The sequence below is a fragment of the Dyella psychrodurans genome (genome assembly GCF_003363265.1).
GTDB classification, from domain to species: domain Bacteria; phylum Pseudomonadota; class Gammaproteobacteria; order Xanthomonadales; family Rhodanobacteraceae; genus Dyella_B; species Dyella_B psychrodurans.
This window is the reverse complement of sequence record NZ_QRBF01000003.1, coordinates 52238-73539: the sequence shown is the minus strand read 5'-3', so window position 1 is coordinate 73539 and position 21302 is coordinate 52238. Positions and strand designations below refer to the sequence as shown.

Annotated in this window: 18 protein-coding genes; 16 read left to right on the top strand and 2 right to left on the bottom strand. The window is 61.4% G+C overall.

The features are described from left to right. Positions 1–394: 394 nt before the first annotated feature. Genes DWU99_RS09415 through DWU99_RS09395 form a run of 5 tightly spaced genes read left to right on the top strand, consistent with a single transcriptional unit; the run spans position 395 to position 4670 of the window. Positions 395–877 carry a DUF2244 domain-containing protein gene (locus DWU99_RS09415; protein WP_199535751.1) on the top strand — a complete coding sequence of 161 codons (483 nt, stop codon included), beginning with the start codon at positions 395–397 and terminating at the stop codon, positions 875–877. Between the two features lie 19 nt (positions 878–896). Next, positions 897–1871, top strand: a complete 975-nt coding sequence (coxB, locus tag DWU99_RS09410) for a cytochrome c oxidase subunit II (RefSeq protein WP_115477795.1) — start codon at positions 897–899, stop codon at positions 1869–1871. A 59-nt stretch (positions 1872–1930) separates the two neighbouring features. Further along, positions 1931–3556, top strand: a complete 1626-nt coding sequence (ctaD, locus tag DWU99_RS09405) for a cytochrome c oxidase subunit I (protein ID WP_115477794.1) — start codon at positions 1931–1933, stop codon at positions 3554–3556. A gap of 4 nt (positions 3557–3560) precedes the next feature. Then, positions 3561–3743 (top strand): hypothetical protein, encoded by a 183-nt coding sequence (locus DWU99_RS09400; RefSeq protein ID WP_115477793.1) that lies wholly within the window; start codon positions 3561–3563, stop codon positions 3741–3743. Between the two features lie 39 nt (positions 3744–3782). After that, entirely contained in the window at positions 3783–4670 is an 888-nt protein-coding gene (locus DWU99_RS09395; RefSeq protein WP_115477792.1) for a cytochrome c oxidase subunit 3, read from the top strand. Positions 4671–4877: 207 nt separating this feature from the next. Here the strand turns inward: DWU99_RS09395 and DWU99_RS09390 are convergent, their stop codons facing one another. Continuing rightward, entirely contained in the window at positions 4878–5093 is a 216-nt protein-coding gene (locus DWU99_RS09390) for a twin transmembrane helix small protein (protein ID WP_115477791.1), read from the bottom strand. Between the two features lie 59 nt (positions 5094–5152). On the opposite strand from DWU99_RS09390, the gene DWU99_RS09385 reads away from it, so the two are divergent. From DWU99_RS09385 to DWU99_RS09330, 11 genes are all read left to right on the top strand, one after another. Next, on the top strand, positions 5153–5893 hold the full coding sequence (locus tag DWU99_RS09385; RefSeq protein WP_115477790.1) for an SURF1 family protein: 741 nt from the start codon (positions 5153–5155) through the stop codon (positions 5891–5893). Next, positions 5890–6459 carry a hypothetical protein gene (locus tag DWU99_RS09380; RefSeq protein WP_115477789.1) on the top strand — a complete coding sequence of 190 codons (570 nt, stop codon included), beginning with the start codon at positions 5890–5892 and terminating at the stop codon, positions 6457–6459. The genes DWU99_RS09385 and DWU99_RS09380 overlap by 4 nt, the downstream gene beginning before the upstream one ends. After that, the gene (locus DWU99_RS09375) at positions 6459–7613 is read left to right on the top strand and encodes a COX15/CtaA family protein (RefSeq protein ID WP_115477788.1); all 1155 of its coding nucleotides are present in this window, start codon (positions 6459–6461) and stop codon (positions 7611–7613) included. The genes DWU99_RS09380 and DWU99_RS09375 overlap by 1 nt, the downstream gene beginning before the upstream one ends. Then, positions 7610–8512: a heme o synthase gene (cyoE, locus tag DWU99_RS09370; protein ID WP_115477787.1), complete on the top strand. Its 903-nt coding sequence runs from the start codon at positions 7610–7612 to the stop codon at positions 8510–8512. Before DWU99_RS09375 ends, cyoE begins: the two co-directional genes overlap by 4 nt. A gap of 283 nt (positions 8513–8795) precedes the next feature. Beyond that, positions 8796–9041 (top strand): hypothetical protein, encoded by a 246-nt coding sequence (locus DWU99_RS09360; protein WP_115477785.1) that lies wholly within the window; start codon positions 8796–8798, stop codon positions 9039–9041. 165 nt (positions 9042–9206) lie between these two features. After that, positions 9207–11870: a magnesium-translocating P-type ATPase gene (mgtA, locus tag DWU99_RS09355; protein ID WP_115477784.1), complete on the top strand. Its 2664-nt coding sequence runs from the start codon at positions 9207–9209 to the stop codon at positions 11868–11870. Between the two features lie 177 nt (positions 11871–12047). Then, positions 12048–13715, top strand: coding sequence for a Na/Pi cotransporter family protein (locus tag DWU99_RS09350; protein WP_115477783.1), 1668 nt, complete (start codon positions 12048–12050; stop codon positions 13713–13715). A 246-nt stretch (positions 13716–13961) separates the two neighbouring features. Beyond that, on the top strand, positions 13962–15089 hold the full coding sequence (locus DWU99_RS09345; RefSeq protein WP_115477782.1) for an efflux RND transporter periplasmic adaptor subunit: 1128 nt from the start codon (positions 13962–13964) through the stop codon (positions 15087–15089). Beyond that, positions 15082–18177: an efflux RND transporter permease subunit gene (locus DWU99_RS09340; RefSeq protein ID WP_115477781.1), complete on the top strand. Its 3096-nt coding sequence runs from the start codon at positions 15082–15084 to the stop codon at positions 18175–18177. Before DWU99_RS09345 ends, DWU99_RS09340 begins: the two co-directional genes overlap by 8 nt. 2 nt (positions 18178–18179) lie before the next feature. Continuing rightward, positions 18180–19679 (top strand): efflux transporter outer membrane subunit, encoded by a 1500-nt coding sequence (locus DWU99_RS09335; RefSeq protein ID WP_233511018.1) that lies wholly within the window; start codon positions 18180–18182, stop codon positions 19677–19679. A gap of 117 nt (positions 19680–19796) precedes the next feature. After that, positions 19797–20591 (top strand): bestrophin-like domain, encoded by a 795-nt coding sequence (locus DWU99_RS09330; protein WP_115477780.1) that lies wholly within the window; start codon positions 19797–19799, stop codon positions 20589–20591. A 70-nt stretch (positions 20592–20661) separates the two neighbouring features. Here DWU99_RS09330 and DWU99_RS09325 read toward each other — a convergent pair whose 3' ends face one another. After that, positions 20662–21276: a DedA family protein gene (locus tag DWU99_RS09325; RefSeq protein WP_115478149.1), complete on the bottom strand. Its 615-nt coding sequence runs from the start codon at positions 21274–21276 to the stop codon at positions 20662–20664. Positions 21277–21302: the final 26 nt, after the last annotated feature.

Sequence of the window (21302 nt, the reverse complement as noted above, 5' to 3'; positions counted from 1 at the left end):
GCTGTGATGGTCGGGCGGGGCTTCCTTCGCACCGTCATTCCGGCGCAGGCCGGAATCCAGTGTCCTCACACCCCTGTCTTGCGTCTCCGTTCACACGCTCTTGCCACTGGATTCCGGCCTGCGCCGGAATGACGAGCGAGAGCGGATGGGCGATTTGGTACCAGCAAACAGTCGGCCGCGACAATTTGTAGCAACCGGCGAACGGACGCGCGTCGCACATCTCAAATCCGTGACAACGTTCGTGTGTGCGCTTGTGTTCGCAGAATTGGCGCATTTCTAGGCTTTTCGCAGCGCATGAGCAACGATTGATCACGTTTCGTGCACGTTGCGCCCATCCTTGCCCGATGTGGCGTCGCAGCCTATGATCGGGACGTTCCAGGCACGCCGGACTCTCATGATCGTGCTTCGACCAGCCCTCGGCGGCCTGCCGTGCGTGTTGTGGCTTCGGCCCAATCGCGTGCTAAGCCGACGCGGCCTGCGTCGCCTGATCCTGGTGCTGGCTGCTCTGGCGTTGATAACGGCAGGTCTGGGAGCGTGGCAGGGCGATGTATTCGCTCCGCTGTTCGCCCTGATCGAGGCTTCCGCCGTGGCCATCGCGCTTAGCGTGGCCTGGCGGGCCGGCGACCGCAGCGAACGCATCACCCTCGACTCTGAGTCGCTGGAGGTGCAAACCCTGCCAGGTCGCCGTTGCATGCGCTTCCAACCCTATTGGGTGCGCGTGCTGCTGGAGTCAGGGGAGGGGCGTTACCGATTGTTGTTGTCGTCGCACGGACGCAGGCTGGAAGTTGGGGCTTTCCTCGCCGAGGAGGAACGCACCGAGTTATTCCGGAAACTCAAGGTGCTGCTGGCCGATGTCCAATCCCAGCCGTACAGGTAGGTTCAACAAAGGTGCAAACATGACATCTGGCGGCATCGGGCGTTACGGCAGTAGACCAAAAGGTTTCAGGCACGTAGTCGGGGCGTTGGGAGTTCTAGCCCTTGGATTGTTCGGCGGTACCGTCCAGGCCAATCCGGAACCTGGGCAGTTGAATCTCACGCCAGGCGTGACGACCTATTCCCATGTGCCGTACGTGCTCAACAATGTGGCGCTCGGCGTCTGCGTTGTCATCGGCATCCTGGTGTTCGGCGCGATGTTCATCGCCATGTTCCGCTTCCGCAAATCGCGCGGTGCGGTGGCGGAGAAGTGGTCGCACAACACCACGGTCGAGATCATCTGGACCGTCATCCCCATCATCATTCTGATCACGCTGGCCTGGCTGGCGACCGACGGCCTGCGCCAGTTCTCCGATACCACCGGCGCGCAGATGACGGTGAAGGTCACCGGTTATCAGTGGAAATGGCGTTACGACTACGTCGATTACGAGGGCAAGGCGATCAGCAACGTGGGCTTCATGTCGAAGCTCGACGACCAGAGCAACGCCACCCGCCAGCTCAATTCCGGCCTCGATCCGTATGCGGTGAAGGTCGACGGCTACAACACCTATCTCTTGAACGTCGACCACCCGCTGGTGGTGCCGATCAACACCAAGATCCGTTTCGTGATCACCGCCGACGACGTGATCCACTCCTGGTTCGTGCCCGCATTGGGCTGGAAGATGGACGCGATTCCTGGCGTGGTGAATGCCACCTGGACCAACATCACCGAGCCGGGCATCTATCGCGGCCAGTGCGCCGAGTTGTGCGGCCAGGATCATGGCTTCATGCCGATCGTGGTCAAGGCCGTGTCGAAGGAAGACTTCGCGAAGTGGCTGGCCGATCAGCAGAAGCCTGTTGCGCCCGCTGTGCCGGCGCCGGCGTCCACCGCCGCGGCACCTGCGCAGGCGGCCGCCACCACGGCGCAGGTCGCACCCGCTCACGGAACACAAGGTTGATTCACCCGGCTGCTTACGCAGTTCACGACAACGCATTCATTAGGTAGAGGTTCAAGGTTATGGCCCAAGCAGCCGCCCACGACCACCATGATGAGCATCACGACGAGCATCACGAGCATCTGAATTTCTTTCAGCGCTGGGTGATGTCCACCAACCACAAGGACATCGGTACGCTGTATCTGGTGTTCTCGCTGCTGATGTTCTTCATCGGCGGCAGCTTCGCGATGGTGATCCGCGCGGAGCTGTTCAAGCCCGGCATGCAGCTGGTGCAACCGTACTTCTTCAATGAAATGACCACGATGCATGCGCTGGTCATGATCTTCGGCGCGGTCATGCCGGCCTTCGTGGGTCTCGGCAACTGGATGATCCCGATGATGGTCGGTGCGCCGGACATGGCGCTGCCGCGCATGAACAATCTGTCGTTCTGGATCCTGCCGTTCGCCTTCACGCTGCTGCTGTCCACGCTGTTTCTGCCGGGCGGCGGTCCTGCCGGCGGCTGGACGATGTATCCGCCGCTGTCGCTGCAGAGCGCTTCGCTCGCCTATGTGGTGTTCGCGGTGCACTTGATGGGTATCAGCTCCATCATGGGTGCGATCAACATCATCGCGACCATCCTCAACATGCGCGCGCCGGGCATGGATCTCCTGAAGATGCCGGTGTTCGTGTGGAGCTGGCTGATCACGGCCTTCCTGCTGATCGCGGTGATGCCGGTGCTGGCGGGCGCGGTGACGATGTTGCTCACCGACAAGTACTTCAGCACGCACTTTTTCGATGCCGCCGGTGGCGGTGACCCGGTGCTGTTCCAGCACGTGTTCTGGTTCTTCGGTCACCCCGAGGTGTACATCATGATCCTGCCTGCGTTCGGGATCATCTCGGAAATCATTCCGACCTTCTCGCGCAAGCCGATCTTCGGCTACAAGGCGATGGTGTTCGCGATCGCGTCGATCGCATTCCTGTCGTTCATCGTGTGGGCGCACCACATGTTCGCGGTGGGTTTGCCGTTGGGCGCCGAAATTTTCTTCATGTACGCGACGATGCTGATCGCGGTGCCGACGGGCGTGAAGGTGTTCAACTGGGTCGCCACCATGTGGGGCGGTTCGATGACGTTCGAAACGCCGATGCTGTTTGCGGTGGCGTTCGTCATCCTCTTCACCATCGGCGGGTTCTCGGGCCTGATGCTGGCGCTGGTGCCGGCGGACTTCCAGTATCACGACACCTACTTCGTGGTGGCGCACTTCCACTACGTGCTGGTGACCGGCGCGATCTTCGCGATCATCGCCGCGACGTATTACTGGATCCCGAAGTGGACCGGCAATATGTACAGCGAGTTCTGGGGCAAGATGCACTTCTGGAACTCGGTGATCTGGGTGAACGTGTTGTTCTTCCCGCAACACTTCCTCGGCCTTGCCGGCATGCCGCGCCGTATTCCGGATTACAACGTTGCGTTCGCCAACTTCAACATGATCAGCTCCATCGGCGGTTTCCTGTTCGGCGCCTCGCAGCTGATCTTCCTCGGCGTGGTGATCCATTGCGTGTGGTTCTCTAAGAAGAAAGCCACCGATCGCGTGTGGGAAGGCGCCAGGGGTCTGGAGTGGACGCTGTCCTCGCCGCCTCCGCACCACAGCTTCACCGTCGCGCCGGTGATTCACGACGAAGAACTCGCGCACGGTCACGTCGAGGATTGATCGCATGAAGCTCGATCATCGCGCGCTGGAAACAGGACAGGAACAGCGGTTGCGTCGCGCGCGACGCACCGCGGCGATCATCGGCATCGTCGCCTTTGTGGTGTTCGTGTTCTCCATCGGGCAGATGCTCTGGCTTCAGCATCACCCGCAGATTCATCAGCACCAAATCGATTCACTCATGCAGTAAGGCACGTAGGTCACCAGGAACGTCTACGGGAAACACACCATGGGTCAGCAGCACGATATCTACTACGTACCTAGCAAGAGCCAGTGGCCGATCGTGGCTGCGGTGGTCATGTTCCTCACCGTGTTCGGTGCGGCGCATTGGCTCAATGCGGAGCCCGGTGAAGCGAGCTTCGGCAAGACGCTGTTGCTGGTCGGCTTCATCGGCATCCTGCTCATGTTTTTCGGCTGGTTCCGCTCGGTGATTCACGAGTCGATGGCCGGCAGCTACAACAGCCAGGTGGATCGCTCGTTCCGCATGGGCATGATGTGGTTCATCTTCTCCGAGGTGATGTTCTTCGGCGCGTTCTTCGGTGCGCTGTTCTACATCCGCATGTTTTCGGTGCCTTGGCTGGGTGGTTATGGCCACGGTGTGCTGACGCATCAATTTCTGTGGAGCGATTACGCCGCATCATGGGGTTCGGGTGGCGGCAATGGACCAGCGCATGTCGGCGGTGCCTTCGAGACAGTGGGGCCATGGGGCCTGCCGCTGCTCAACACGCTGATCCTGCTTAGCTCCAGCGTCACCGTCACCATCGCTCACCATGCGCTGATCGCAGGTCATCGCAAGAAAGTTTTGGCCTTCCTGGGTTTTACCGTGCTGCTGGGCGCTTCGTTCCTGTTCTGCCAGGCGCACGAGTACATGGAGGCCTACAAGGAGCTGAACCTCACGCTCGGCACAGGCGTGTACGGCTGCACGTTCTTCATGCTCACCGGATTCCATGGCCTGCACGTGACGCTGGGCACGATCATGCTGGCGATCATCTGGCTGCGTGTGCTGGCGGGTCATTTCAGCAAGGATCACCATTTCGGCTTCGAGGCCGTGGCCTGGTACTGGCACTTTGTGGACGTGGTGTGGCTGGGCCTTTTCATGTTTGTCTACATTCTCTGAGCGCCTGGCGCCTGGAACAAAAAAGCCCGCCATTCGGCGGGCTTTTTGTTTTCTCCGTGTCCCGGAAACGTATGGAACGGGGCGCTAAATGTCGCGGGTGGGGCGCTAGGGCAGGCGGGTCGCTACAATGGCTCGTTTGCTCGTCATTCTGGTGCTGGAGTGACCGAGCAAGGCAGCTTATTGGCTCACGCCTTATTGACCCACGCTTTATTGACCCACGCCATGCGGGTGAATCCAGCCCAACTTGATGCCGACGATCACCATGGCGATCAACAGCAGGGAAAAGCTGATGCGCCGCGTCAACGCCCATGCCGTGCGCTTGCTGCCGTCCTTGTCGGTCATCATGAAATACAGAGCCTGGCCGAGATTGAACACCACCACCAGGAACATGATCACCAGCGCGATTTTATAGGCGGTTTCCACGTGACAGACCCGATCAGTGTCGACATTGCCAGTATAGCCATCTGCCGCGGAGTCACCGCGTGAGCTGGATGCGCAGGCCATCGTGGTGGTCCGTGGCGCTGACCGTGGCGGGCGCCCTTGTTTTTGTGCGTCTTGGCATCTGGCAGCTGCATCGCGCGGACTTCAAGGACGAACTTCTGCGACGGTATGCCGCAGCGGCCAGCGCGCCTGTACAGGCCTTCGATGCAGTGGCTCTCCATCCGCCGCAGGATGCTTATCCGCGCGTGCGTGTGGAGGGCCATTACCTCGTCGATCGCCTGTATTTGCTGGACAATCCCAAGCACGACAACATGGGTGGCGTCGAAGCGTACGTGCCGTTCCAGCCGAACGGACAGGGCCAGTTGCTGCTGGTCGATCTGGGTTTTCTTCCGGGCAATAGCACTGACACGCCTCCGCAACTGCCGCCGCTGCCGGATGGCAGGCAGGTCTTGCAGGGCCTTTATCAGCCCCCGCCGGGCACGGGTTTCGAGATGGGTGGCAACGCGCTGGCACAGCAGGCGCGGTGGCCCAAGACGTCGATCTACCTGGATATGAAGCAGGTCGCCGGGGATCTGCACACCACGCTCTATCCGCGCGTACTGACTTTGGATGCCGATCCGGCTTCCATATATGTGCGCGTGCATACGCTCGATCTTTCGTCGATGCCGCCGGCGCGGCATCGCGCCTATGCTTTTCAATGGTTCACCTTCGCCTTCGCGGCGGTGGTGATTTTTCTGGTCCTGCATCGGGCGAAGCGTCGTCCGAACAAGAACGCATCATGACTCAAACGACCGACCGCGCCTTGCGCACCAGCCGCCTGAAATTCCTGCTCGTGGTGCTTGTGTTCACCGCGCCGATCGTCGCGGCGGGCCTGCTCAATCTTGCCGGGTGGCAACCCACGGGCAAGGGTTATGGCCAGCCGATCGCGCCGCAGCGCAACTTCGGGCAAGAGCATGTTCAAGTACGGCTGGCCAAAGGCCAGATGTGGCCCTGGCGCGATACGTCTCCGCGCCTCACGCTGATTGCGCTGGCTGGTCCGGGTTGCGCGGCGCATTGCGTGGATACGCTGACCAAGATGGCCGCCGCACGCATCACGCTCAACAACAACATGGACCGTCTGCGCTTGCTGTATGTCGGTCAGCCGCCTGCGGAGGCCGCGACCGACGGCATGGAAAACTACTGGCAGCTCGGCACGGACGTGGACGGCCGGCTTGCGGTCTACGTGCCAAGCATCCCCGACAGCGTCACGGCATTACTTGTGGAATCCGACGGCACCGCGCTGACGCTGTATCCTGCCGGTTTCGATCCGAGCGGGTTGCGCAAGGATCTGCAGAAGGTGATTCACTGATGTCGTTGCGCGTCCGGAAAATCGTGCCCTATATCGCCTTGCTGGCGGCCGTGTTCGCCTTCGGCCTGGTGATGTTCGGTGGGTTTGTACGCCTCTCCAACGCCGGACTGTCCTGCCCGGATTGGCCTACCTGCTATGGCAAGGCCACCTGGCCGCATCACGAGCAGGCCGTGGCGCAGGCTGATGCGGCGTTTCCGGATCGGCCGTATGAAGCGGACAAGGCATGGCGCGAACAGGTGCATCGCATGCTGGCCGGAACGCTCGGTGTGCTGGTGCTGGTGCTTGCGCTGCTTGCGGCACGCAGAGATCGCTTGACGATGCTGACCATCGTGCTGGGTGCGATCTTCGCGGCATTGGGTGTAACGCTGTATCTGCATGGCGAGCGCGATTGGTCCTCGGGCCTGGCGTTGCTCGCGATCTTGCTACCCATGGCAGGCGCGTTCTGGTTGAGCGAGCGCGCCGCATTCAAGGTGAGCGTGCTGACCCTCGCGGTGATCGTGTTCCAGGCGATGCTCGGCATGTGGACGGTGACGCTGCTGCTCAAGCCCATCGTGGTGATGGGGCATCTGCTTGGCGGCATGGCGACGTTCGGTCTGCTCGCTTACACCGCGTTGCGCTTGAACGGTGTGGGTACGCCGGACAACCAGTTTGCATTACTGCGCAACGCGGTGGTGTTGGGCATCGTGTTGCTCGCTTTTCAGATTGCCTTGGGTGGATGGACGTCCGCCAACTATGCAGCGCTTGCCTGCGGCACCGATTTTCCGGAGTGCCTCGGACAATGGGCGCCGCCCACCGATTTTCATCAGGCCTTCGTGCTGTGGCGCGAGATCGGCGTGAACTACGAGGGCGGCATTCTGGACATGGCCGCACGCAGCGCGATCCAGATTACGCATCGCATCGGTGCGTTGGTGGTGTTCTGTTATCTCGGTTGGCTGTCGTATCGACTCGCGCGAAGCGGATTTCGCCTGGGTGGCATAGCCGTTGCCGTGGTGCTGGTGATCCAGGTATTGCTGGGTATCAGCAACGTGCACTTCGGTCTGCCGCTGCCCGTTGCGACCTTGCATAACGGTGGCGCCGCGTTGTTGTTGTTCACCTTGCTGGCGAACTTCGCGCGCCTGCAGCCGTGGCAGGCTCAGCCGGAGTCGATGCCATGAGTCTTGCCCGCGAATATCTGCAGCTGACCAAGCCGCGCGTCGTGGCGTTGCTGGTGTTCTGCGCGGTCATCGGCATGTTTCTCGCCGTGCCGGGCATTCCGCCGTGGCGTGCGCTGGTGTTCGGCACGCTCGGCATCTGGATGGCATCGGGCTCGGCCGCTGCGTTCAATCACCTGATCGACGAGCGCATCGACAAGCTGATGGCGCGTACCGCGCGTCGCCCACTGGCCACCGGCACGCTCACGGCGCACCAGGTGCTGATGTTCGCCATCGTGCTGGGCATCGTATCGATGCTGGTGCTTGGGTTCCTGGTCAATGTGCTCACTGCCGTGCTGACGTTCGGCGGCTTGATCGGTTATGCGCTGGTCTATACGGCGTACCTGAAGCGCGCCACGCCCCAGAACATCGTGATCGGCGGCCTCGCCGGTGCTATTCCGCCTGTGCTCGGCTGGACGGCCGTCACCGGCGCGCTGCATCCGTTCGCCTTGCAGCTGTGCATGATCATTTTCGTATGGACGCCGCCGCATTTCTGGGCTTTGGCTATCTTTCGCCGCGACGACTACGCGCGTGCCGAGATACCCATGCTGCCGGTCACACATGGCGTGCGCTACACCCGCTGGCAGATCCTGCTTTACACCGTGCTCCTGGTGCTGGTGAGTCTGCTGCCTTCGATTACCGGTTACAGCGGGCTGATCTATTTCGGCGGCGCGGTCGTGCTGGGCGCGGGCTTCCTCTACTACGCCATCCGCCTGATGAACCCGCCGGACGAATTTTTCGCAATGCGGGTCTTCAAGTATTCCATCGTCTACCTGATGGCCCTGTTCGCCTTCCTGTTGGCCGATCACTGGCTGGTGGCACCCATGTTCCAGCCAGGTATTGCGCTGCAGCACACGTTCTGAAGAGATTTATTTCAGAGGGTTGACAGTCCCGCACTGCAGCATGACAATGCACGCGCCCACCGGCGCGACATGGCCGGCCGGGCCTCTGTCCGAACTCAACCAAGGCATATGGACGTTTACCCTAGTCGCAACGTCGACATCCGCGAGCATCGGGTGCCGGCATTGCATAACAAGCTGATCGTTCGCGGCAACCGCCAGCGGTTGGCCGGCGCTTTCCTCGACTAGGGAAGTCCGGCCCGCTCCTAACGGTGCCGTGAGCACCGTTATTAAAGGAGATGGGCCCATGAAGCTCCTTCGCGACTTCTTTCGTTTTCGCACCGCGGACCGTTCCAGCCTGGGCGGTCGCCGTGACACCTCGAACCGTACCTGGACGATCACCGTGCCTCAGCCGCTGGTGACTCCGACCCCGTCCGCGGTCATCGACATGCACTGGGATGCCGATGCGGCCCGTGGCCGCCCGGTGGCTCATTGGCACGAACATGACGCGCGGAAATCTAACGGTCATCTAGAGCTGATATCCAGTCACTGATAGGTCATCAGTGATAACAGGCGCCGCTCTTCGCAAAGATTGGCCTCCGCCAGACCCCTGGCGCGGGCCGCATGGGCGGCCCTAGCGGTATCGGCGTCACCGCGGGGGGTCTACCCGCCGACTCGCTGGTCCAATCAGGCATCAACAAACCCACGGAAGCGAGTCATGAATCAGCACTCCACCCAGACCATCGCAGGCAAGGTGGCCGGTAAGGGCGCCGCACCGACGCGTGCGGTCGTCGCGCAGGAAGCGTTCCGCCCGAACGACGAACTGCTGGCGACCCTCGATACCAGCCTGGCGGGACTCAATGAGGACCAAATTGCCGAGCGGCTCGATCGCGATGGTGTGAACGAGGTTTCGCATGAGAAGCCGCCGCACTGGTTCCTTCAGCTGCTGCATGCCTTCAAGAACCCGTTCATCGTCGTGTTGCTGGTCCTGGCCTGCGTTCAGCTGGCGACCGATCCGACCACGCTGACCGGTCCGACCATCATCTCGATCATGGTGACGATCAGCGTCTCCCTGAGCTTCATCCAGGAGTACCGCTCGTCGCAGGCCGCCGAGAAACTCAAGGCGATGGTGCGCAACACCGCGACGGTGACCCGCCGCGCTTCCGACGGTCATAGCGAACGCATCGAAGTGCCGGTGGCGGAGCTGGTGTCGGGCGACATCGTGCATCTGGCCGCGGGCGACATGGTGCCCGCGGATATGCGCCTGTTGACCGCCAAGGACCTGTTCATCAGCCAGGCCATTCTGTCCGGCGAATCGCTGCCGGTGGAAAAGGCGGCGCCGCAGCAGATCGTCGATGCCGAGCAGGCCGCCCGCGAAGCCGCCGAAACGCCGCTCGATCTCTCGACGATCTGCTACATGGGCACCAACGTGGTGAGCGGTTCGGCCACGGCGGTGATCGTATCGACGGGGCCGCGCAGCTACCTGGGTTCGCTGGCGCGCACCGTCGTGGGCACGCGCGTGCAGACCAGCTTCGACCGCGGCGTGAAGAGCGTGAGCTGGCTGCTGATCCGCTTTATGGCGGTGATGGTGCCGATCGTCTTCCTCATCAATGGTCTGGACAAGCACGACTGGCTGCAGGCCTTCCTGTTCGCCATCTCGGTGGCGGTCGGCCTGACGCCGGAAATGCTGCCGCTGATCGTGACCGCGAACCTGGCCAAGGGCGCGATGGCGATGTCCAAGCGCAAGGTCGTGGTGAAGCGCCTCAACGCAATTCAGAACTTCGGCGCGATGGATGTGCTGTGCACGGACAAGACCGGCACGCTGACACTCGACAAGATCGTGCTGGAACGGCATCTGGATCTGTTCGGCGAAGAATCCGAGGAAGCGCTCGAATACGGCTATCTCAACAGCCGTTTCCAGACGGGTTTGAAGAACCTGATGGACAAGGCGGTGCTGACGCACCGCGATCTGGAGCCGATAGCAGCCAAATACCACATCGTCGACGAGATTCCGTTCGACTTCCAGCGCCGTCGCATGTCCGTGATCGTCAGCAACGGCGAAGGACAGGATCTGCTGGTGTGCAAAGGCGCCGTGGAAGAAATGCTGTCCATCTGCGCCTACGCCAAGGCCAGCGACGGTATTCGTCCGATGACCGACGAGCTGCGCGCCGAAATCAAGGCGATGACGCGCGAACTCAATGAAGATGGTCTGCGCGCGTTGATCGTTGCCATCAAGCAGCAGCCACCGACGAACCGTACCTACAGCGTTACCGACGAAAAGGACATGGTCGCGGTCGGCTGTCTGGCCTTCCTCGATCCGCCGAAAGATACGGCGGGCACGGCTATCGCCGCGCTCCATCATCATGGCGTGGAAGTGAAGGTGATCACGGGCGACAACGAGGCGGTGACGCGCAAGATCTGCCGCGAAGTGGGCCTCGACGTGGTGAACTCCGCGCAGGGCAAACACATCGAACCGCTGGAAGACGCCGAGCTGGACGAGCTGGTCAAGCGCACCACGGTGTTCGCCAAGATGTCGCCGCTGCAGAAAGCGCGCGTGGTGAAGTCGCTGCAGCGCCAGGGGCACACCGTTGGATTCCTGGGCGACGGCATCAACGACGCACCGGCGCTGCGCGAAGCGGACGTGGGTATTTCGGTCGATACGGCCACCGACATCGCGAAGGAGTCGGCGGACATCATCTTGCTCGAAAAGAACCTGATGGTGCTGGAAGAAGGCGTGATCGAAGGTCGCATCACCTTCGGCAACATCATCAAGTACATCAAGATGACCGCCAGCTCGAACTTCGGCAACATGTTCTCGGTGCTGGTGGCGAGCGCGTTTCTGCCGTTCCTGCCGATGCTTCCGCTGCAGCTGCTGGTGCTGGACATGCTCTATCACGGTTCGCAGCTGTCGATTCCGTTCGATCGCATGGACGAGGAATATCTGCGCAAGCCTCGCAAGTGGGATGCCAGCGACATCGGCCGCTTCATGATATGGATCGGGCCGGTCAGTTCGATTTTCGACATCACTACATACTGGTTGATGTGGCACGTGTTCGGCGCCAATTCGCCCGCGCATCAGGCCCTCTTCCAAACGGGCTGGTTCGTCGAAAGCCTGCTGACGCAGACACTGATCGTGCACATGATCCGCACGCGCAAGATTCCGTTCGTGCAGAGCATTGCGTCGGCGCCGGTGCTGGCTTTGACCACGGCGGTGATCGTCATCGGCATGGTCTTGCCTTTCTCGGGGATCGGTCCGAAGTTCGGCTTCGTACCATTGCCGATGGTTTACTTCGCCTGGGTTGCGGTGACGGTCTTCACCTACTGCGTGCTTACTCAGTTCGTGAAGGGCATTTACATCCGCCGCTATATCCGCTGGTTGTAAGCAAGCGCATAGCGAGGAGCGTGGGCTGGGCGTGTCGGCAAGCTGGATCGTTGCGGCACGCCGGTCCTTGCCTGGGATGCCGGGTGAGTTGGGTTCGGCGGACGGCGTGTCCACCGACCATTCGATTTGATTGGCGACGCGGGTCCGTCCGCATCGTGTTGTTTCGGGAGTCGTGTCATGAAAGGCACTTTCGCCTTGCTCGACATCGCGGGCTATGTCGCCCTGTTGTTGTGGGGCACGCACATGGTCACCAGCGGCGTGCTGCGCGGTTACGGCAGTGCGCTGCGACGTTGGCTGGGCCATTACCTGGGCCGGCGTCCCGCTGCTTTTGCATTTGGCGTCTGCATCACCGCGCTGCTTCAGAGCAGCACGGCCACAGGCATGATGGCCACGTCGTTCGCTGCAAGCGGCTTTCTCGGCCTGGCCTCCGGCCTGACCGTGATGCTGGGCGCGAATGTCGGTACCACGCTGATCGTACAGGTGATGTCGTTCAACATCGCGGTGGTGGCGCCGATCCTGGTGCTGCTCGGCTTCATCACGCATCGACGCAGCGACGACGCGCGCTACAAGAATCTCGCCCGCGTCAGCATCGGGCTCGGGCTGATGCTCTTGGCGCTGCATCTGCTCGTGTTGACGATGGCGCCGATCGAGAATGCCCAAGTCCTGCACACGTTGCTGAAGAGCCTTTCGGAAGAGCCGCTGTTGGCCGTGGTGGTCGCCGCGTTGCTTACGTGGGCCTGTCACTCCAGCGTTGCGGTCGTCTTGTTGATCGTCTCCTTCGCGACGGCTGGCGTGGTGGACGCCTCCGGCGCGCTCGCATTGGTGCTTGGCGCGAACCTGGGCAGCACCCTGCCGGCGTTGTTCGAAGCAAATACGCCGGTAGCGCGTCGCTTGCCGCTCGGCAATCTGCTGGTCCGCGCGTTCGGCTGCGTGGCGTGCCTGCCGTTCTTGCACCCCATCGCCGATGGGCTTGCGCACATCAGCGAGTCGCCGGCTCGCGTCGTGGTGAACTTTCACACGGCCTTCAATCTGGGGCTGGCGTTGATCTTCATCCTTCCCGTAGAGCGGCTCGAGCAGTTGCTCGTGCGCTTGCAGCCCGAGCCGCCGCGTCCCGCTGATCCGGGTCAGGCGTTGTATCTGGACGAAGCCGCGCTGGATAGCGCGAGCGTGGCATTGGTGAACGCCACGCGCGAATCCATGCGCATGGCCGACATGGTCGAGGGCATGCTCGCCAACCTGGTCGAAGTGTTCGGCAAGGACGACGCCGCGCGTGCGGCCTCGATCAGTCGCGTAGACCCGTGGCTGGACCGCCTTGGCATTGCCATTCGCCAGTATCTTGCCGATCTCGGCGGCGAAGCCTTGAACGAGGAAGATGGCGAACGCAGCCAGGAAATCCACGCGTTCGTGATGAACATCGAACACATCGGCGACATCACCGCCAACAACCTCGTGGAGTTCGCCGTCAAGAAAGCCGAACGCGGGCAGGATTTTTCGGCCGATGACATCCTGGATCTCGCGGCCATGCATGCGCATGTCATGGAGAGTCTGCGTCTGGGGATTACCGTGTTCATGCGTGGCGATCTGCGTGCGGCCCAACAGCTGGTCGAACGTAAAGAACTGTTATGGCGCTTGGAAAACGAGTCGTCGGACAGGCACATTCGTGCCATGCGCGAACAGCGCGATGGCGGTGGCGGCGATGTCTACCTGCGCATTCTGCGCGACCTAAGGCGCATTCATTCGCATCTGGCGGCCATTGCCTATCTGCCGCTGGAGCGCGCGGGCCTGTTGCAGGACAGATTGGTTCGCAATCCCCTTTCAAACCCTGTCGCACAAGGAAAAGCCTGAACTTGGACAGTCACACGCAAGCGGAACCTCCCACAATTAACCCGCCTTACTGACCCCGTCAGCGCGAGTGCTCCAGCAGGAGCTTTCCCGGAAGCGGTGGTTTTTCAGGCGGCCCAACCGCGGTCCGGGGGCGCGTCGGGTCGTTGCAAGCGCAGCGATTCGCCCTCCCTTCACCGTATTGCAACAGCGCTGTGGCCTTGTGGCTGCAGTGAACGCATTCGAGCGCCAAGCCGAAGGGAAATCCCTATGTTTCATCGTCTGAATAAAAATGGATTGCGAGTGTCCATCGCGATGGCCGTGGCACTGAGCGTGGCCGCCTGCTCACATGGCTCGAACGAGGATGCCGAGACGCCGCCGGCCTTTACGGTGGATCATGGCGTGCTGAAGGTTCCGGAGAATTCCCCGCTGCGCAAGGAACTGGTCATCCAGCCAGTAGACATGCGCGCCGCGCCGCACGCCATGATGTTTCCGGCGAACGTGGAAGCCGATCCGGCACGCACGGCGAATGTGTTGCCCGCGCTGACGGGCAAGGTGGTCGAGCTGAAGATTGGTTTGGGCGATCACGTCAATCGCGGGCAATTGCTTGCCGTGGTGGATTCGGGTGACCTGGCGCAGGCCAATGCCGATGTCGTCAAGGCACGCGACGCATTCGATCTGGCCAGGAAAACGCTGGATCGTGCACGCGGCGTGAAAGCGGCGGGTGGCAACGCCGTGAAGGATCTTGAAGCGACGCAGAGCGGTTTCAATCAGGCGCAGGCGGAATACGACCGTGCCCGCACGCGCCTGCAAGCGCTGAGCGGTTCGCCGGACGCGCAGACGTCGCGCCCGATGCAGGTGACCGCGCCCATCAGCGGTTACGTCACGGCGCTTTCGGTGTCACCGGGCACGTATGTCAACGATCCTACCGCAGCGATGATGACCGTCTCGAATCTGGATACGGTCTGGATCACCGCAAACGTGCCGGAAATCGACTCGGGATTGATCGCCAAGGGGCAGAAGGTGGACGCCACGCTCTCGGCGTATCCGGGCAAGGTGTTCCACGGCGATGTGAGTTTCGTCAGTCCCGTTCTGCAGCCGGATACGCGGCGCGATCTCGTGCGCGTGACCTTCCAGAATCCGGATGGCGAGCTCAAGCCCAACATGTTCGCTTCGGCGAGCATCGATATTCCGCAGCCGCCGCAAGTGTTCGTCCCCGAGTCGGCCCTCGTGATGAACAACGACAGCATCACGGTATTCGTCGAAGTCTCGCCATGGACGTTCGAGCGCCGCGCCGTCGACCTCAGCTATGACGAGACCGATGGCACGCGTGTGCTGAAAGGCTTGAAGGCGGGCGATCGCGTGATCGTCAGGGGCGGAGTGCTGCTCAATGATTAATCAGGCTTTCCGCTTCTGTTTCGAGAAGCGCATGCTGTTTATCGTGGTGACGTTTCTCGTCATCTGCTTCGGCTACTACTCGTGGACGCAGTTGTCGATCGAGGCCTATCCGGAGTTGAGCGACGTGACCGCTCAAGTCACCACGCAGGTGCCAGGCCTCGCCGCGGAAGAAATCGAACAGCAGATCACCACGCCGCTGGAACGCGGCCTGGCGAGCACGCAAGGCTTGGTGGGCATGCGCTCGAGCAGCACCTTTGGTCTCTCGCTCATCACGCTGGTGTTCAAGGATGGCGCCGACGACTACTGGGAACGCCAGCGCGTGATGGAGCACATCAGCCAGGTGATATTGCCGCCGGGCATCACGCCGGGACTGGATCCCGTGAGCGGTCCGGCGGGCGAAATCTATCGCTACACGCTCGAGTCCAAGACCAAGAACCTCATGCAGTTGTCGGAGATCCAGACCTGGATCGTGATTCCGGCGCTGCAACAGGTTCCGGGTGTGATCAACGTCGACAATTTCGGCGGCTTCACCAAGGAATTTCAGCTGGAGCTGGATCCCAAGCAGCTTCTGCACTACGGCGTCAGCGTCAATCAGGTGACTGCCGCGATCTCAGCCAATACATCCAACGCGGGCGGCGGGCGCATTACGCGCGGCGAGCAGTCCTACATTGTGCGCGGCATTGGCATGGTGCACTCGCTGAAGGATCTGGGCGACGTCGTCGTGACCCAGAACAACGGCGTGCCGGTACTGGTGCGCGATCTCGGCAAGCTTCGCTACGGTCATCAGGTACGCGAAGGCATTCTCGGCAAGGACAATAACCCCGATACCATCGAGGGCATCTGCGACTTGCTCAAGTATGAGAATCCATCGAAAGTGCTCGATGGCATCCATGCCAAGGTAGATGAACTCAACAAACAGCTTGCCTCGCAAGATGTGCGCATCGTGCCGTACATCGATCGCGACGATCTGGTGAACGCCACCAAGGAAAAAGTCTTCCACACCGTGATGGAAGGCATCGGCCTGGTCTGCATCGTGTTGATCCTGTTCCTTGGAAGCCCGCGCTCGGCACTGGTCGCTGCCGTGGCGATCCCGATGTCGCTGGTGACCGTATTCATTTTGATGCAATTCACGCACATGTCGGCGAATCTCTTTTCGCTCGGTGCGATCGATTTCGGCGTGATCGTCGACGGCGCCATCGTGGTGACAGAGGCCATTCTTCGGCAGCGCGAACACAAGCCCACCGAAGTGCTCACCGAAGACGATGTGATGCTGGTGACGGGGCACGTCGGTCGTTCGATCTTCTTCGCCACCTTGATCATCATCACCGCGTATCTCCCGTTGTTCGCCTTCGAGCATGCCGAAGGGAAATTGTTTCGGCCGATGGCGTTCACGGTGGGCTATGCGCTGCTGGCGGCCCTGCTGTGCACGGTGACGCTGACGCCGGCGCTTGCTTATCTGGCGCTGCGCAAACCACGCAAGCTGTTCCATAACAAGCCGCTGGAAAAACTGCAGGACGCCTTTACGCATACCCTGGGCAAGTTGCTGCACAGGTTGCCTATCGCGTACTCGATTGCCATTGTCGCGTTTTGCGGCGTGCTGATTCTTGGCGCGACGATCGGCCGCGAATTCCTTCCCGATCTGGACGAAGGATCATTGTGGTTGCAGGTACAAATGCCGACTGGCCTGTCGCTGGATAAGGCCAGCGCCATGACGGCGCAACTTCGCAAGGCCGTGCGCGAGTTTCCCGAAGTCTCTTTCATCGTCACGCAGATGGGCCGCAACGACACCGGTACGGATCCGTGGACGCCCTCGCATGTGGAGTCCGCCGTGGGATTGAAGCCCTACAGTACCTGGGCCAACGGCGAGACCAAATCCGAATTCCTGCGCAAGTTCCGCGCGCGCCTGGATAAGATCCCGGGCATCAGCGTGGGTATCAGCCAGCCGATCGTCGACGGCGAAAACGACATGATAGGCGGCGCGCACAGCCCGCTGGTGCTGCGCATTTACGGCGACGATTTCAAGGAGCTGCGCCGTATCGGCGGAGAGATCGTGACCGTGCTGCAGGGCGTGCGCGGTACGGCCGAGGCATCCATCTTCCAGGAACCGCCGATTCCGCAGCTCTCCATTACCGCCGATCGCGATGCAGCGGCACGTTATGGGATCAACGTCGGCGACATCACCAACCTGGTCCAGACGGCTATCGGCGGTGCGCCGATTACGCAGGTCTACGTGGGCGACCGCATTTACAATGTCACGGCTCGCGTATCCAACGACGTGGCCAACAATCTCCAGGCGGTGGGCGAGTTGCCGTTGACGTCCGCCACGGGTGCGCAGGTGCCCCTCAAGCAGGTGGCGCATATCCAGCTGGCCATGGGCGAAAGCACCATTGCCCACGAAATGGGTCATCGACAGCTGACCATCCGTATCGACAATCGTGATCGCGCGCTGTCCGATTACCTTATCGACGCGCAGAAGCAGATCGCCGAGAAGGTCCGCTTCGATCAGGACAAGTATCGCCTGGAATGGGCCGGCAACTTCGAGAACGAGCAGCGTGCACAGGCGCGCCTGATCGTGGTGATGGGCATGGTGATGGCGCTCATGGCGGTGCTTCTGTTTGCCGAATTCGGCAAGTTCCATCAGGCCGTGCTCGTGCTTGGTGTGGTGCCGCTAGCTACCGTGGGCGGCCTGGTCGCGCTGCATGTGCGCGGCGAAACGCTGAACATCGCGACGGCCGTCGGCTTCATCGCCTTGTTCGGTGTGGCGGTGCAGAACGGCATCATCATGGTGTCGAACATCAACCGCGTTCGAAGAGAAGGTTTGTCGCTCAACGAGGCGGTGCTGGTCGGTGCGACGGAACGATTCCGTCCCGTGCTGATGACGGCGACGGTGGCCAGTATCGGCATGTTGCCCGCTGCGATGGCGACCGGCATCGGTACCGACGTGCAGCGCGGCCTGGCGACGGTCGTCGTAGGCGGTTTGCCGATCGCGACCTTGCTGACACTCTTCATTCTCCCGGCCCTTTACTACGGCCTTGAGAACTTCATCCAGAAGCGCTGGGGCCATGCGCCTTCGGCGGTGGAGATCTGACCATGCACGCTATTCATCGCATGACATCGTGGCGCGTCGGCCGCAGTTTGCTCGCCCTTGGCATCACCCTGGCGCTAGGCGCATGCGCGGTCGGGCCGGATTACCACCGGCCTGCGCCGCCGCCGGCAAAGGGCTATCTGGAACAGGGCCCGATATCGGCCACCGCCTCCGCGCCTGGTCCGGATGGCCAGGCACAGCACTTCAAGCAGATGGACATTCCCGGCCAGTGGTGGACGCTGTTCCACTCCGAGCCGTTGAATGGCTTGATCGACGCGTCGTTGAAAAACAATCCCGATGTCGCCGCCGCGCAAGCCGCGCTGAAGTCCGCCTGGGAAAACGTCTATGCACAGCGCGGTCTCTACTGGCCCCAGGTGGACGCCAATGTCAATTCGGCCCGGCAGAAGACCGCAGGAACGCTGGCCAGTCCCCTGTCCTCGAACGCGTACTTCGACACCTTTACCACGGCGCAGTTGAGCATCTCCTACTCACCGGATCTGTGGGGCGCCAACCGACGGCAGGTGGAATCGCTGGTGGCCCAGGCCGACGTGCAGCGCTTTCAGCTGGAGGCGACGTATCTCACGCTTACGACGAACGTCACCAATGCGGCGATCACCGAGGCGTCGCTGCGAGCACAGCTCGCGGCAACGCAGGACATGATCGACAGCGAGTCGAAGATTCTGGACACCACCAAGAAGCAGCTGGCGTTGGGCGATGCGTCGGACAACGACGTCGCCGCGCAGGAGGCCGTGCTTGAGCAGACGCGTGCCGGCCTGCCGCCCTTGCACAAGCAACTTGCGCTGGAGCGCGACGTGCTGGCGGTACTCAGCGGTCTCACCCCCGACCAGGATGTCAGTGCTCATTTCACCCTGGATGGTTTCCAGCTGCCACAGGATCTGCCGCTGACCTTGCCGGCGCGTCTGGTCGAGCAGCGTCCCGACGTACGCATGGCCGATGCCCAGCTGCATGCCGCTTGTGCGCAGGTCGGGGTGGCGTTCGCCGCGCGTTTGCCCAATATCCAGGTGACTGCCAACTGGGGTAGTTCCACCGACCAGATGCATAACCTGTTCGGCTCCGGCACGGGCTTCTGGAATATTGGCGCAGGCATCACGGCGCCAATATTCGACGGCGGTACTCTGAAGCATCGCCAGCGTGCCGCAGAGGCGGCGTATCGCCAGGCCGCCGAACAGTACCGCAGCACGGTGCTGTCTGCGCTGCAGAACGTGGCTGATACCTTGCATGCCATCCAGTCGGACTCCGATGCGATGGCGGCCGATGCGCGCGCGGAGCAGGCGGCTGCGCACAGCCTTGCGATTGCGCAGCGTCAATATGCGCTGGGCGATATCAGCCAGGTTGCGTTGCTGAACGCGCAGGTGACTTACCGGCAGGCTGAGCTCACCCTCATCCAGGCGCGCACCAATCGTTACTCCGACACGGTGGCGTTGTTCCAGGCGCTGGGTGGCGGCTGGTGGAATCGTCAGGACGTGGCGTCATCTTCGAAATAATTCTAAAAAGGCCATCCAGACGTCTGGATGGCCTTTCGCGTAGGGAGTGTGCGGTGCGCGCATGCCATCCTGGTGAAAGCCGGGATAAAATAGGAATGCACCAAAGAAGGAACTGCGATGTATTTGCTGGATCACCCCATTCATCTTTTTTTCGTCGCCACCGTCGTGCTGCTGTTGGCGCACGAGACTGGCTTTCGCTTGCGCGCTCTGACGAAGGATCGTGAAGAGAAGGAGTGGGAAAAGCAGGTGCATGAGACACGCAACCAAATCGCGGTCTTGTTGAGTCTGTTGCTCGGTTTTGCCATGACGATGGGGTTGAGCCGTTTCGATGAGCGCAAGCACCTGGTCATCGATGAGGCCAACGCCATTGGTACGGTCTATCTGCGTACGGCCACGCAAGCGGAGCCGGTGCGCAGCCATGCGCCGGCGTTGCTGCGCGAATATGTCGACTCACGTCTTTCGATCTTCGGCAGCAACGTGCGGGACGGGGAGCGCGAGAGTGCGGCCGGACGTTCCAAGCAGATCCAGGATGAGCTTTGGAATGAAGTGAGCGCCGAGGCACAGCAAACGCCGACGCCGATCGTTGCGCTCTACGAGTCCTCGCTGAACGACATGATCGATCTGGATGGCAAGCGTGTCGCTGCCGTGCTCAATCGAATTCCCCTGGATATATGGATCTTGCTGGGGGCGCTGTCGGTCATGACGTCGCTGGTCGTCGGCTACGGGCAACGGCATCGTGCGTGGATGTCGACCTTCATTCCCGTGTTGATGGTGGCGATTTCGATGAGCCTGATCGCTGACCTCGATACGCCGGCGAGCGGCTTTATCCAGGTCAGTCAACAGAGCATGCAAAGCTTGAGCGAAGACCTGCACATGCAGCTGCCTGGCGCGAACAGCTCAGGCAACCACTAGTACCCGAGTGCGATTGACAGCATGGGCCGAGCATCAGGGGCTAAGACGCGTTCCCGATCGCCCATGCGTGTCAGGAATGGGATTTACGCCCGCGCCGGTACCACCATAGCGCGAGCATGCTCAGGACAATGACGCCGCCCAGCACCCACAGGCTGCTTTGCCCGCGACGAATCCACATGCTCAGCCATTCGCGTCGATTCGCGCCGAAATAACCTAGATAAACCCAGAACGGCACGCTGATCAGCGCAGCCAGGCCGTCGAGCATCAGGAACCGGACAAACGTCACGCGATGCGTGGCGCCTGCGGTGATGTATACCGCGGTGCGCATGCCCGGCAGGAAGCGCGCGAAGAACATCAGGCGATTACCGTAGCGCTGGAACTTTTCCTGCATCTTCGCGTAGCGGCGCGGCGGCATCAGCAGTGCGATGGGTTTCCATTGCAGCATGTGCACGCCGTAGTGATGGCCCAGCAGAAACATGCCCGCATCGCCCACCAGTACGCCGACCATCGTCACGGCCGCCATGGTGTGCACGTTGGCGTAGCCAAGGCCGGCGATCACGCCGCCGGCAACCAGGGTGATGTCTTCGGGAATGGGTATGCCCGCACCGCAAAGCAGGAGCGCGAGGAACACCGCGACATAGCCGTTTTCGGCAAAGATCGTGATCAGACGCTCAAGGAGATCCATCCACGGTCCTTTTTGTCGAAGCAGGC

Excerpts from the sequence above, each read along its gene's own strand:
- DWU99_RS09415 (WP_199535751.1), top strand. The coding sequence starts at position 395 with ATGATCGTGCTTCGACCAGCCCTCGGCGGCCTGCCGTGCGTGTTGTGG.
- coxB (WP_115477795.1), top strand. The coding sequence starts at position 897 with ATGACATCTGGCGGCATCGGGCGTTACGGCAGTAGACCAAAAGGTTTC.
- ctaD (WP_115477794.1), top strand. The coding sequence starts at position 1,931 with ATGGCCCAAGCAGCCGCCCACGACCACCATGATGAGCATCACGACGAG.
- DWU99_RS09400 (WP_115477793.1), top strand. The coding sequence starts at position 3,561 with ATGAAGCTCGATCATCGCGCGCTGGAAACAGGACAGGAACAGCGGTTG.
- DWU99_RS09395 (WP_115477792.1), top strand. The coding sequence starts at position 3,783 with ATGGGTCAGCAGCACGATATCTACTACGTACCTAGCAAGAGCCAGTGG.
- DWU99_RS09380 (WP_115477789.1), top strand. The coding sequence starts at position 5,890 with ATGACTCAAACGACCGACCGCGCCTTGCGCACCAGCCGCCTGAAATTC.
- DWU99_RS09375 (WP_115477788.1), top strand. The coding sequence starts at position 6,459 with ATGTCGTTGCGCGTCCGGAAAATCGTGCCCTATATCGCCTTGCTGGCG.
- cyoE (WP_115477787.1), top strand. The coding sequence starts at position 7,610 with ATGAGTCTTGCCCGCGAATATCTGCAGCTGACCAAGCCGCGCGTCGTG.
- DWU99_RS09360 (WP_115477785.1), top strand. The coding sequence starts at position 8,796 with ATGAAGCTCCTTCGCGACTTCTTTCGTTTTCGCACCGCGGACCGTTCC.
- mgtA (WP_115477784.1), top strand. The coding sequence starts at position 9,207 with ATGAATCAGCACTCCACCCAGACCATCGCAGGCAAGGTGGCCGGTAAG.
- DWU99_RS09350 (WP_115477783.1), top strand. The coding sequence starts at position 12,048 with ATGAAAGGCACTTTCGCCTTGCTCGACATCGCGGGCTATGTCGCCCTG.
- DWU99_RS09345 (WP_115477782.1), top strand. The coding sequence starts at position 13,962 with ATGTTTCATCGTCTGAATAAAAATGGATTGCGAGTGTCCATCGCGATG.
- DWU99_RS09340 (WP_115477781.1), top strand. The coding sequence starts at position 15,082 with ATGATTAATCAGGCTTTCCGCTTCTGTTTCGAGAAGCGCATGCTGTTT.
- DWU99_RS09335 (WP_233511018.1), top strand. The coding sequence starts at position 18,180 with ATGCACGCTATTCATCGCATGACATCGTGGCGCGTCGGCCGCAGTTTG.
- DWU99_RS09330 (WP_115477780.1), top strand. The coding sequence starts at position 19,797 with ATGTATTTGCTGGATCACCCCATTCATCTTTTTTTCGTCGCCACCGTC.
- DWU99_RS09325 (WP_115478149.1), bottom strand. The coding sequence starts at position 21,276 with ATGGATCTCCTTGAGCGTCTGATCACGATCTTTGCCGAAAACGGCTAT.